We start from the raw sequence: 13,205 nt of genomic DNA on the forward strand, positions 1-13,205 counted from the left end.
AACCCCTGCGACCGGCTCCGGCCAGACCGCACCCGCGATCAAACCGGATGAGGTGCCCAAGGGCATGGCGCCAGCGGCCAGCACCGTGCAACCCGCCCAGCGCGCCAACCCATAAGGCGGGCTGAGCGATGAGTCCTTCCCGTCCCTTTATCCAGCGGCCGGTAGCGACGGCCTTGCTGATGCTGGCCATCGTGCTGACCGGTCTGGTGGGCTTTCGGCTGCTGCCGCTGTCGGCGCTGCCCGAGGTGGATTACCCGACGATCCAGGTGCAGACCCTGTACCCGGGGGCCAGCCCCGAGGTGATGAGCCGCACGGTGAGCGCGCCGCTCGAGCGCCAGCTCGGCCAGATGTCCGGCCTGGACCGCATGGCATCGACCAGCGCAGCGGGCGTGTCGATCGTGACCTTGCAGTTCCAGCTGGGCCTGTCCTTGGATGTGGCCGAGCAAGAGGTGCAGGCGGCGATCAACGCCAGCAGTGCATTGCTGCCGGCCGATCTGCCCGCACCCCCGATCTATGCCAAGGTCAACCCGGCCGACACGCCGGTGATGAGCCTGGCCATCACCTCCAAGGAGCTGCCGCTCACCGAGGTGCAGAACATCGTCAACACCCGCCTGGCGCAGAAGATCAGCCAGGTGGCTGGCGTGGGACTGGTCAGCCTGGAAGGCGGGCAAAAGCCTGCGATGCGCATCCAGGCCAACACCCAGGCGCTGGCGGCCAATGGCATCACCTTGAGCAGCCTGCGCACTGCCATCAGCAATGCCAACTCCAACACCGCCAAGGGCAGTTTTGATGGCCCCAAGCGCTCCTACTCGATCAACAGCAATGACCAGCTGCTGACTGCTGCCGACTATATGAACCTGGTGGTGTCCTGGAAGGACGGCGCCCCGGTGCTGATGAAGGATGTGGCCCGTGTGGTGGCGAGCGCCGAGAACGACCGGCTCGCTGCCTGGGTCGATGAGACGCCGGCTATCATCTTGAACGTGCAGCGCCAGCCCGGCGCCAATGTGATTGCGACGGTGGATGCGATCAAGCAGCGCCTGCCTGAGCTCACCGCGTCCCTGCCGGCCTCGGTTGAGGTCAAGGTGCTGACCGACCGCACCACCGGCATCCGCGCCTCGGTCGAGCATGTGCAGATGGAGCTGGCGTTGGCCGTGGTGATGGTGGTGCTGGTGATCTTCTTCTTCCTGCACAGCCTGCGTGCCACGGTGATTGCGAGCCTGGCGGTGCCCATCTCGCTGATCGGCAGCTGCGGGGCCATGTACCTGCTGGGCTACAGCCTGAACAACCTGAGCCTGATGGCGCTCACCATTGCCACCGGCTTTGTCGTCGACGATGCGATCGTGATGATCGAGAACATTGCGCGCTACATCGAAGAGGGCGAGACGCCGATGGCCGCTGCCTTGAAGGGCGCGGCGCAGATCGGCTTCACCATCATCTCGCTGACGGTGTCGCTGATCGCGGTGCTGATTCCGCTGCTCTTCATGGGCGATATCGTCGGGCGCCTGTTCCGCGAGTTTGCGGTGACCCTGGCCATCACCATCCTGATCTCGGCGGTGGTCTCGCTCACCCTGGTGCCGATGATGTCGGCGCGCTGGCTCAAGCAAGAGGACACCAGCGCGCACACGCGTGGCTGGGCCAGCTCGGTGCAGCGCGGTTTTGACAAAGTGATCCACCATTACGACCGGGGCCTGCACTGGGTGTTTCGCCACCAGGCGCTGACCCTGGTCGTGGCCGTGGCCACCGTGGTGCTGACGGGCCTGCTCTACCTGGCCATCCCCAAGGGCCTGTTCCCGACGCAGGACACCGGCCAGCTGCAGGCGCAGATCGAGGCGGCGCAAGAAGTGTCCTTTGCCCGCATGAGCAACCTGCAGCAGCAGGCGGTGAGCGCCATTCTGCAGGACAAGGATGTCGCCTCGGTCAGCTCGGTGGTGGGCGTGGATGCGGCCAACAATACCATGCTCAACACCGGCAGCCTGTCGATTAACCTGACCCGGCCGCATGATGCGCAGGACGAGGTGATGCAGCGCCTGCGCGAGCGGGTGAGCCAGGTGGCAGGGGTGCGCATTTTTCTGCAGCCCTCGCAGGACCTGACCATCGACTCGCAAACCGGTCCCACCGAATACCGCCTCTCGATTGGCGGCGTGAACACCGACCAGGTCAATGACTGGACGCAAAAGCTCGTCAGCCAGTTGCAGAATGTGGCTCAGGTGCGCAATGCCACCAGCGACGCCGGGCGCAAGGGCCTGTCGGCTTATGTGAATGTGGACCGCGATACCGCATCGCGCCTGGGCATCAGCGCCAGCAGCATTGATGACAGCCTCTACAGTGCCTTTGGCCAGCGCATTGTCTCGACCATCTTTACCGAGACCAACCAGTACCGCGTGATTCTGGAGGCGCAGCAGGAGCAGCTCAACAGCGTGCAGACCTTGGGCAACCTGGCGATCAATGCCAGCAGCACGGGCGCGACGCCGCTGTCGGCGATTGCCAAGATCGAGGAGCAGATGGCACCGCTGCAGGTGACGCGCGTGTCGCAGTACCCGGCCGCCACCCTGGGCTTTGACACCGCGCCCGGCGTGTCGCTGGGCCATGCGGTCGATGCCATCAAGCAGGCGGCCAAGGATATTGGCATGCCCGCATCGCTGACCATGGAGTTCCTCGGCGCTGCGGCCGCCTACCAGAACTCGCTCACCAGCCAGCTGGTCTTGATTCTGGCAGCGCTCATCTGCGTCTACATCGTGCTGGGCGTGCTGTACGAGAGCTATGTGCACCCGATGACCATTTTGTCCACCTTGCCGTCTGCTGGCGTGGGCGCCTTGCTGGCGCTGATGATCAGCGGCAACGACCTGGGTGTGATCGGCATCATCGGCATCATCTTGCTGATCGGCATCGTCAAGAAGAACGCGATCATGATGATCGACTTTGCGATCGATGCCGAGCGCAACCAGGGCATGGGGCCGCAAGAGGCCATCCACCAGGCCGCGCTGCTGCGCTTTCGGCCCATCTTGATGACGACCTTGGCCGCCTTGTTTGCCGCGCTGCCGCTGATGTTTGGCTGGGGCGAGGGCGCCGAGCTGCGCCGCCCGCTGGGCCTGGCCATTTTTGGCGGGTTGATGCTCAGCCAGTTGCTGACCCTGTTCACCACACCAGTGATCTACCTGGTGTTTGACCGCCTGGGTGCCCGCTTTGGCCGCCGCCAAGCCGGTACTGCGGATGGCAGCCATGCCGAGGTGCAGGCATGAACCTGTCCCAGCCCTTTGTCAAACGCCCGGTCGCAACGGTCCTGCTGACCATTGGCATGGCATTGGCGGGCATTGCCGCGTTCTTTGCGCTGCCGGTGGCACCGCTGCCGCAGGTGGACTACCCGGTGATCTCGGTCACGGCCAGCCTCTCGGGCGCGAGCCCGGAGAACATGGCCTCGAGCGTGGCCACACCGCTGGAGCGCCACCTGGGCGTGATTGCCGGGGTCAACGAGATGACCTCGCGCAGCTCGACCGGCTCGGCCAATGTGACCTTGCAGTTTGACCTCAACCGCGACATCAATGGCGCCGCGCGCGAGGTGCAGGCGGCCATCAATGCCGCGCGCACCGATCTGCCATCTGACCTGCGCAGCAACCCCACCTACCGCAAGATGAACCCCTCGGATTCGCCGATCATCATCTTGGCGATGACCTCGCCCACGCGCACGCCCGGTGAGCTGTATGACGAGGTCTCCAACGTGGTGAGCCAGCGCATCTCGCAGGTCGATGGTGTGGGTGATGTGGAAATCGGCGGCGGCTCCTTGCCGGCGGTGCGGGTCGAGCTCTTGCCCCAGGCGCTGAGCCACTACGGCATTGCGACCGAAGATGTGCGCGCCGCCATCCAGGCGGCCAATGCCAACCGGCCCAAGGGCGCCATCGAGAGTGGCGGCAACCGCCTGCAGATCTACACCCCAGCGCCCGAGCGCAAGGCCAGCTGGTACCAGGGCCTGGTGGTGGGCTGGCGCGACAATGCGGCCGTCCGGCTGGGCGATGTGGCGCGGGTCATCGACGGGCCAGCCAATGTCTACACGATGGGCCTGTTCAACGGCCAGCCCGCCATCCTGGTGCTGATCACGCGCCAGCCCGGCGCCAACATCATCAATACCGTGGACAACGTGCGCAAGCTCCTGCCCGAGCTGCAGGCCCAGCTGCCCAAGGATGTGAAGATCCAGGTGGCCAGCGACAGCACCAACTCGATCCGCTCGTCGCTGCGCGAGATCGAGACCACCTTGATGGTGTCGGTGATCCTGGTGGTGCTGGTGGTGGGCGCCTTTATCCGCAAGGCGCGCGCCACGGTGATTCCGGCCGTGGCCACCGTCGTTTCGCTGCTGGGCACCTTTGGCGTCATGTACCTGCTGGGCTATAGCCTCAACAACCTCAGCCTGATGGCGCTGACGGTGGCCACCGGTTTTGTCGTGGATGACGCGATTGTGGTGCTGGAGAACACCAGCCGCCATATCGAGCAGGGCATGGACAAGATGGCCGCCGCGCTGCAGGGCGCGCGCGAAGTGGGCTTTACCGTGCTGTCGATCAGCCTGTCCCTGGTGGCGGTGTTCATTCCGCTGCTGTTCATGGAGGGGCAGATCGGCCGCTTGTTCAAGGAATTCGCCGTGACCTTGTCGGTCGCGGTGATGATCTCGCTGGTCATCTCGCTGACCACCACGCCGATGATGTGCGCCTGGTTTCTTCGCAATGAGGATGCGATCGAGACGGCACCGCGCAGCCGCTTTGCCCGCGCGCTGGAAAGCGGCTATGACTGGATGCTGCGCGTCTACGAACGCTGCCTCGACTGGGCCTTGCATGCCAAGGCGGTGGTGATGCTGATCCTGGTGATCGTCATCGGCATGAACGGCTATCTGTTCCTGCATGTGCAAAAGGGCTTTTTCCCGCAGCAGGACAACGGCCAGCTCGCCGGCGGCCTGCGCGCAGACCAGAGCATCTCGTCGACCGCGATGGCCGGCAAGCTCAAGGAGGCGCTGGCCATCATCCAGCAGGACCCGGCGATTGACACGGTGGTGGGTTTTGCCGGTGGCAGCCGCTCGGGCGGCGGCTTTGTGTTCATCAACCTCAAGCCGGTCAGCGAGCGTGATGTGACCAGCCTGCAGGTGGTGGCAAGGCTGCGTCCGCAGCTGTCGCAGATCACCGGTCTGCGCGTGTTTCTGAACCCGGTGCAGGATTTGCGCATGGGCGGGCGCTCGTCGAACTCGACCTACCAGTACACCCTCAAGAGCGACAACACCGCCGACATGAAGAAATGGGCTACGCGCCTGGCCGAGCGGCTCAAGCAAGAGCCCTTGCTGCAGGATGTGGACACCGACCAGTCCGACAGCGGCGTGGAAGTCTATGTGGAGGTGGACAAACAGGCCGCAGCACGCCTGGGGGTGAATGCCAAGTCCATCAACAATGCGCTCTACAACGCCTTTGGCCAGCGCTCGGTGGCCACCATCTACAGCGATCTGAACCAGTACTCGGTGATCATGGAATGGGCGCCCGAATACACGCGCGGGCCACCAGCGTTGCAGGATATCTATGTGCCATCGAACCTGAGCGGCACCGAGGGCACCGCGGCCAACCCGGCGCTGCGCAGTGCATCGACCGGCAGCGTGATCAGCACCAGCGTGGCCACCATGGTGCCGCTGTCGAGCTTTGCCAAGGTGCTTGAGCGCCCCGCGCCCACTAGTGTGAACCACCAGGACGGTGAGCTGTCGACAACGATATCGTTCAACCTGGACGCAGGCGTGGCGCTGAGCGAAGCCCAGCAGGTGATTGCCCAGGCCGAGGCCGATATCGCCATGCCGATCAATGTGCGCGGCAGCTTCCAGGGCACGGCGCTGAGCTTTCAGAAGTCGCAGAACCAGCAGCTCTACCTGATCCTGGCCGCGATTGTCGTGATCTACATTGTGCTGGGCATGCTCTATGAAAGCCTGGTGCACCCGATCACCGTTCTGTCCACCTTGCCATCGGCGGGGGTGGGCGCGGTGATTGCGCTGATGCTGTTTGACATGCAGTTCACGGTGATTGCGCTCATCGGGGTGTTCTTGCTCATTGGCATCGTGAAGAAAAACGCCATCTTGATCATCGACTTTGCGCTGGAGGCCGAGCGATCGCGGGGGCTGTCCGCGATCGACGCGGTGCGCGAAGCCTGCCTGCTGCGCTTTCGCCCCATCCTGATGACCACCTTGGCTGCCGCGCTTGGGGCCCTGCCGCTGGCCATTGGCTTTGGCCAGGGCTCGGAGCTGCGCCAACCGCTGGGCATCGCCATCATTGGCGGCCTGCTGGCCAGCCAATTGCTGACCCTGGTCACCACCCCCGTGGTCTATGTGCTGATGGACAAGCTGCGCCGCCGCGCACCCAACGAGCGTGACCTGGGCCGTGCCTCGAGCGACGGCATGCCCACCCTGGAACACTGATACGCCATGACGCCTTCTCTTGATCTTTCCAAGCCTTCTCGCCTCCCCCTGTTGCGCAGCCTGGCGCTGGCGCTGTGCTGCGCCGGGCTGTTGAGCGCCTGCTCGGTGGCCCCCGTCTACCAGGTGCCCGCCACCCCAGCACCTGCCAGCTTCAAGGAAGCGGGCGCGCTGTGGCAAAGCGCCCAGCCCAACGATGCGGTGGACCGGGGCGACTGGTGGACGCTGTTCGCAGACGAGCCGCTCAACCAGCTCGCCGCGCAGGTGCAGGTGCACAACCAAAACATTGCCGCGGCCGCAGCTGCCGTGCAGCAAGCCCAGGCCGCGTTGCGCGTGGAGCAGGCCGGCTTGCTGCCGACCGTCAGTGGCAGCCTGGGCCAGACACGCCAGGGCGGCAGCCAGTCCAGCAGCAATGGCAGTGCCTCGCTGGGCATCAGCGCCGCCTGGGATGCGGACCTGTGGGGCCGTCTGCGCGAATCGGTGAGCGCTGCCCAAAGCAGTGCCCAGGCGAGCGAAGCCGATCTGGCCGCTGCGCGCCTGTCGGCCGTGGGCAGCCTGGTGCAGAACTATTTCCGCCTGCGCGAGGCCGATGCCGAGATGCAGATCCTGCTGCAATCGATCGAGGGTTACCAGCGCAGCCTGCTGATTGCTCAGAACCGCTACGACGTGGGGGTGGAGGCGCGCACCGCGGTGCTGCAGGCGCAGACCACCTTGACGACGACCCAGGCCAGTGTGGAATCCCTGCGCCAGTCGCGCCAGACCTATGAGCATGCGATTGCGGTGCTGACGGGCCAGGCGCCGGCGCAGTTTGACCTGCCGCCGGCCGCCTGGAACGTGACCGTGCCCGAGATTCCGGGCGTGGTGCCCTCGACCCTGCTGGAGCGCCGGCCCGATATTGCCGCTGCCGAGCGTGCAGTGGCCGCTGCCAATGCCCAGATCGGCGTGGCCCAGGCGGCGTATTACCCGAGCCTGAGCCTGAGCGGCTCGCTCAACCGTTCGGGTTCCAACCTGGGCAACCTGTTCAGCGCCTCGGGCCTGCTGTGGTCGCTGGGTGCATCGCTGAGCCAGAGCATCTTCAACGCCGGCGCCACCACCGCGCAGGTCGATTCGGCCCGCGCCGCGCATGCGGCCCGCACTGCCAGCTACCGCCAGTCGGTGCTGGCGGCGTTCCAGGCGGTCGAGGATGTGCTGAGCAATGTGGCGGCGCTCAATGCCCAAAAGCCACTGCTGCAGCAAAGCCTGGATTCGGCGGAGAAGGTCGAGCAGCAGATGCTCAACCGCTACAAGGAAGGACAGGTTCCCTATACCGATGTGGTCACCGCCCAGGCGACTGCGCTGTCGGCGCGCCGGTCCTTGAACCAGCTGCAGCTGAACCAGCAGCTGGCAGCGGCCCAACTCATCCAGGAGCTGGGGGGCGGCTGGCATGCCGATTGGATGAAGCCGGGCGCCTAAAGCTCAGCCAAAGGGTTCAGTGCAGATGGGGCAGAAAATTGCGCCCCGTCCGCTGCACAAATTGCGCATAGCTCATCGGCGCGCCCAGCTGCGCATCGCCCCGGTTGGGCAGCACCCAGGCCCAGGCGCGCTGCTGCTGCTCATCAAACACCAGCTTGTACAAATGGCTGGGCACCCAGACCTGGTTGCGGCCAATGGTGGGGGTCTGGCCCTCGAACAAGGGCCCGGTATAGACAAAGACATTGCCGCTGGCGCGCTTGGCGTACTTGCGCACATCCGCTTCGAGCTTGGACCAGACCTGGCGGTTGTGCGTCGGGTCCTGCGGCACCATGTTGGACAGCGCAAAGGACTGCGCCATGCCGGTGGTGGTGCTCTGGTCCGCTGCTGGCGCCATATGGCCTCGGTCATAGCCGCTGGCCTGGTAATCGGACAGCTCGGCCTTGTAGGCCGCGCGCAGGCGTGCATCGGCATAAAAGTGGTCGGTGCGCTGCAAGCCCGCTGCGCCTTGCAGCCGCTGGCGGCTCAAGCGCTCTACCGTGACGATCGGCGTTTTGGACAGCCCCGAATACAGCACCGCAAAGCCGGTCGAGCACAGGGTGACGGGCATCCAGTTGCGCCCCACACTGGCAGCACTGAGCGGCGCGCTGGCGGGCAACTGCTCGGCACAGTCGGCAAAGCCCTGGCTGCCCCTTTCGCTGCCCGCCTGGCTGGAGGGGGGCGGGGTGGTGGCGGCTGAGGAAGGCGCGTTGGCGTGCCCGGCATCTGACGCAGCGCCCCGGCTTTGCCGGGCAATTTCTAGAAAGCGGCTTTGCCAGTCTGCAGCGGTGGACTGGACCTCTTCCACCCAGTGCTGCACCGTTTGCACCGGTGGCAGCTGCTGCAGCCACTGGGTGCTATGGCTGACAGCCCATTGGCGGATATGGTCGAGTTGCGGCACATAGGCGGCCGACGCGATGGCCGCGACCGCGCTGTAGGCGGCAATCGCCCCTTTGCCCACCATGCCGCGCAAAAAACCGCGCAGCAGGCCGGCGGCGGACTTGGATGCTTTCTTCTTTTTGGCGGGGCGCTTGGCGGAACGGGGAGGAGGGCAGGCCATGAACTACGACAACCGGGGCATGCCGACCTTCAGCCAGCACAGCAAGACAACTGCCGTATTGTGGCTCAAATTGCTACCTGTTGCCTGAAATTGCTATGAATTTTTAAGCTAACTATCTAGTGTAATGAATGCGTTGTGGCTATATGGTGCTGAAGGTCGCCAAGCATAGGACTGTATAAAAATATGGCAAATATTGCGCTGTAGAAGCGCAGCTGGCACAGCTGCCCCTGCGCCACCGGGGCTGGTGCTTCAACCAGGTGGTCTGCGGCGGCTGCTGCATCCCCCTTAAAACAGATTTCACACGAATGGCAAACAACTGCAAACTGATAGTTGTTGTTAACCACAAATAGATTTAATCGAATATCATATAGCTATCAATTATAGCTAAGTGTTAGCGCAGAGTTAATCGCTGTAGCCGTTTCATTATTTATCGTCCGCGCTGGGGGAGAACCCAGTGCGGAATTTTTGATGGTGGCGCAGGTAATGGGTGGTAATGGTATTTGCTGCCTCTAATTCGCAAAGACAATATTTACTCAATGTACACCCCTGTCTACGTGTATTTGTCGTCAGAGCCGTTTTCGAAGATAAAACTCAAACCCACCAGCCATTTTGGCGTGTACCGAACGGATCCCATCAAGCTGGTGGTCAATGAAACCACGGTGGCGACCTACCAGTATGTGCGGCTGGACCGGGTATTCAACAAGATTTTTATCTACGATATCCATTTGCGCCGCGATGTGGGCAGCCTGGGCCTGGGCCAGTTTTATGACGAGCAAATGGGCGGGCGTGGTAAATCGGGTGGGGATGAATAATCGCCATGGTATTGGATGATTGTGGGGGACGATTCCAATAATCGCATGGTCAACCGCCATGGGGCTCCATCTGGTTTTCCGCCTCTGCAGATGGTTTGCGCGGTCGGTCAATGCCATCTTGGCTATCTGGCTTCGTGGGGTTCGACAATGGACATGCGCTGGTCATCAGCGGCGCTGGATGCAAGCGTCTTGCGACCAAATAGGCATCCCCTCTCGGAGGCACAACGGTCGTTCGTTGTGCGGCAACGGCTTGAACACTTTGAGCGACCGTCCGCGTCCCCGCCTTCCTGAGGGGGAGCAGGCACCCTTATAAGCAAATAGCTTAGAAATATTCAATCGTAAAAGAAACTTTATATAACACTTTTTGACTACAAGTGTGACAATGTGTTTCTTTCATGGGCTGGTCCAAGTGCCTGCGATGTGGTGGTTGTTCTGTCCCGTTGCGAAATCCCCCGAATCCCATTCTTCTATCTCACCCACGGCAATGAAAAAGCAACTTTTGGCCTTTGCGGCTGCGGCCTGCGCGCTGTCTTCTTTTGCGCAAACGACGGTGCCGACGCTATCGTGCTCCAGCCTTGTCTCCGAACTCAACACCGGCGCTCTGAATGGAGCGAAGCTGGGTACTTTCCAGCAGGATCCCATTTGGAGCCAGTTTCAGGAGCTCACCAATTCGCCACAAACGCCCCCGCCTAACGGCGCCAATTGGGTGCAGGGCCGGACGACGGGGACGGTAGACGGAAGCTGGGCTATTTTTGGTGATGCACAGTGGCTCAGTCCCGGCTTCACGGGCGTGGGTGGAGCAAACAATCAGTCGTCGCCGGGCAACTGGTGGCCGCGTCCCAATCCTAGTTCGACGCCATTCAACAACCACTACCGGGTCCAGTTCAACCTGTCGCCCGAAGTGCCGCCGTCTGCCCTGCGCATCGAGATGGAATACATGGGCGATGACGTGGTCAAGGCGGCCTATGTCAATGGCGTTGCGGTTGCTCCGTTTTCAGGCGGCGGGTTTGGCGGCGGGGTTTACACCACGCTGAACAGTGGCTGGGTCGCTGGCCTCAATACCCTCGTATTTACGACGGCAGATACCGGATGGGCCGCAGGCTTTCTGGCGCGTGCCCGCACTGCCGGGGAGTCGGTCTGTTCAGTATCACCGATCAGTGTGACCAAGACGGCAGACAAGGCCAGCTATGTGCCGGGCGAAACCATCAACTACAGCGTAACGGTAACAAGCCAAGGCTTGGTAGCTGCTACTGGCTTGAGCTTGGCAGATGCAGTGCCTGCCGGTGTGGCCAACCCGGTGTGGACCTGCTCGGCAGGCGCGGGCACGGCAGTGTGTCCTAGCCCTGTCACCTCCAATGTGGTGTTTGACTTGCCTGCGCAATCCAGCCTGGTGTTCAGCTTGTCAGGCACGGTCACGGGCCGTGCCAGTCTGGACAACACCGCAACGATCAGCCCTGGCACCGGTGGCGTGTGTTCTGCCACGACGGGCTGCTCAGCGACGGTCACTCCGCCCTATACCGCCTCGTCGACTTCTCCCATCAGCATCACCAAAACAGCGGATCAAGCAAGCTACCAGCCGGGGCAGACGGTGCAGTACGCCATCACGGTTACGAACGAATGGACTGCCAATGCGACAGGCTTGATGTTGGCGGATCCGCTGCCTGCTGGTATCTCGAATCCGGTGTGGAGCTGTGCTGCCGCCGCTGGTGCTGCGGTCTGCCCTGTGCCAGCAGCGCCAGGCACTAGCTTTGATTTGCCAGGCAACTCCAGCCTGGTGTTTACGTTGAAGGGCACCGTAACCGGCCTGGCTTCTCTGGACAACACGGCTACGGTCAACCCTGGCATCGGTGGGGAGTGCGCGGCCAGCACCGGATGCTCCGCCAGCGTGAGCCCCAGCTACACCGCTGCGCCCCCGGTGGCGCAGGCCGTGCCTGGCCTGGGTGCGGGCGCGCTGGCGGCCCTGACGGCGTCCTTGGGTTTGCTGGCCTGGCGACGCAAGAGGGATCAGCGCATGAGGGTTGAGAAATAAGCCGCCTCCCGCGCTATCTCATTTGGTTCCAGCCCTCCTTGTGAGGGCTTTTTGCTGCGTTGGTGGTGCAGAGTGGGCGCATTTGGCAATGCAGCCTTTTTTCTCGCTCGTGCTGGAGTGGCTAGCTGGTCAATGCCAACGTATGCACACCGCAATTTTTATGGCTGCAGGGTGCTCTGATGGTGACAGCCGCAATTTTGCGGGTGGTGATGGCGAAAGCCTGAAGGCGTATGTGATATGCATCGATGCTTTAATCAGATGCATGCCAAGCACCCCCAACACCAACCCAACAAGGGGCTTGCCCTCTGGTTAGAATGTCGGCTGCTATCGTTTTTAAACAAACGCAATCGGTTTCAACCGCGAACGCCTAGACATGCAGCATCCCACGCCAGACAAAGAAAAAGCCGCTAAGTTGTTTAAACTTAACGGCTTTGAATGTGGTGCCCGGGGCCGGAATCGAACCGGCACGCCTTGCGGCGGGGGATTTTGAGTCCCCTGCGTCTACCAATTTCACCACCCGGGCTGTGTCTGTATCGCAGCTCGCAATTATGGCACAAATAATGAGCTCCAAAAAATACCCAACGATTGAGGATGCGATTGGCAAGACCCCCCTGGTGGCCCTGCAGCGCATCGGTGCCGACTATAACGAAGCCCATGGCAATGTGGTGCTGGGCAAGCTCGAGGGCAACAACCCGGCCGGCTCGGTCAAGGACCGGCCGGCCGTCTCGATGATCCAGCGCGCGCAGGAGCGCGGCGAGATCAAGCCCGGTGATACCTTGATCGAGGCGACCTCGGGCAACACCGGTATTGCGTTGGCGATGGCCGCGGCCATCAAGGGCTACCGCATGGTGCTGATCATGCCCGAGGACCTGTCCATCGAGCGCGCGCAGACGATGAAGGCCTATGGCGCGCAGCTGATCCTGACGCCCAAGAGCGGCGGCATGGAATATGCCCGCGATCTGGCCGACAAGATGGTCGCCGAGGGCAAGGGCATTGTGCTGGACCAGTTTGCCAACCCGGACAATCCGCGCGCGCATTACGAGACCACCGGCCCTGAGATCTGGGAGCAGACCGGCGGCCAGATCACCCACTTTGTCAGTGCGATGGGCACGACCGGCACCATCACCGGCGTCTCGCGCTACTTGAAGGAAAAGAACCCGGCCGTGCGCATCATCGGCGCCCAGCCGACCGAGGGCTCGCGCATCCCCGGCATCCGCAAGTGGCCCGAAGAGTACCTGCCCAAGATCTATGATCCGAGCGCGGTCGACGAGATGGTCTATGTGACCCAGAACGATGCCGAGGACATGGCCCGCAGCCTCGCCCGTGACGAAGGCATCTTTGCCGGTATTTCTGCGGCAGGGGCCTGCCCTGTCGCTCAGGAAATTGCGCGCC

Annotated in this window: 7 protein-coding genes and 1 tRNA gene; 6 read left to right on the top strand and 2 right to left on the bottom strand. The window is 62.8% G+C overall.

Features of this window, described 5'->3' with window-relative positions; translation table 11 throughout:
* The first annotated feature begins 128 nt into the window (after window positions 1-128).
* Genes H928_RS0106490 through H928_RS26490 form a run of 3 tightly spaced genes read left to right on the top strand, consistent with a single transcriptional unit; the run spans window position 129 to window position 7,876 of the window.
* Entirely contained in the window at window positions 129-3,239 is a 3,111-nt protein-coding gene (locus H928_RS0106490; protein ID WP_021025761.1) for an efflux RND transporter permease subunit, read from the top strand.
* On the top strand, window positions 3,236-6,427 hold the full coding sequence (locus H928_RS0106495) for an efflux RND transporter permease subunit (protein ID WP_021025762.1): 3,192 nt from the start codon (window positions 3,236-3,238) through the stop codon (window positions 6,425-6,427). Before H928_RS0106490 ends, H928_RS0106495 begins: the two co-directional genes overlap by 4 nt.
* 6 nt (window positions 6,428-6,433) lie before the next feature.
* On the top strand, window positions 6,434-7,876 hold the full coding sequence (locus H928_RS26490) for an efflux transporter outer membrane subunit (RefSeq protein ID WP_043339087.1): 1,443 nt from the start codon (window positions 6,434-6,436) through the stop codon (window positions 7,874-7,876).
* Window positions 7,877-7,892: 16 nt separating this feature from the next.
* Here H928_RS26490 and H928_RS30040 read toward each other — a convergent pair whose 3' ends face one another.
* On the bottom strand, window positions 7,893-8,972 hold the full coding sequence (locus H928_RS30040; RefSeq protein WP_021025764.1) for a DNA/RNA non-specific endonuclease: 1,080 nt from the start codon (window positions 8,970-8,972) through the stop codon (window positions 7,893-7,895).
* Between the two features lie 614 nt (window positions 8,973-9,586).
* On the opposite strand from H928_RS30040, the gene H928_RS0106510 reads away from it, so the two are divergent.
* Both H928_RS0106510 and H928_RS0106515 read left to right on the top strand, forming a co-directional pair.
* Window positions 9,587-9,784 carry a hypothetical protein gene (locus H928_RS0106510; RefSeq protein WP_148293073.1) on the top strand — a complete coding sequence of 66 codons (198 nt, stop codon included), beginning with the start codon at window positions 9,587-9,589 and terminating at the stop codon, window positions 9,782-9,784.
* 382 nt (window positions 9,785-10,166) lie between these two features.
* Window positions 10,167-11,813, top strand: coding sequence for a DUF11 domain-containing protein (locus H928_RS0106515; RefSeq protein ID WP_084635718.1), 1,647 nt, complete (start codon window positions 10,167-10,169; stop codon window positions 11,811-11,813).
* Window positions 11,814-12,251: 438 nt separating this feature from the next.
* On the opposite strand, the gene H928_RS0106520 is transcribed toward H928_RS0106515, so the two are convergent.
* Window positions 12,252-12,336: transfer RNA gene (locus H928_RS0106520), tRNA-Leu, on the bottom strand.
* A gap of 37 nt (window positions 12,337-12,373) precedes the next feature.
* Here H928_RS0106520 and cysM point away from each other — a divergent pair.
* Window positions 12,374-13,205 (top strand): cysteine synthase CysM (cysM, locus tag H928_RS26500; RefSeq protein WP_239644895.1); only part of this gene is annotated, 832 nt, incomplete at its 3' end.

The sequence above is a fragment of the Comamonas sp. B-9 genome (assembly GCF_000410635.1).
Taxonomy (GTDB): domain Bacteria; phylum Pseudomonadota; class Gammaproteobacteria; order Burkholderiales; family Burkholderiaceae_C; genus Comamonas.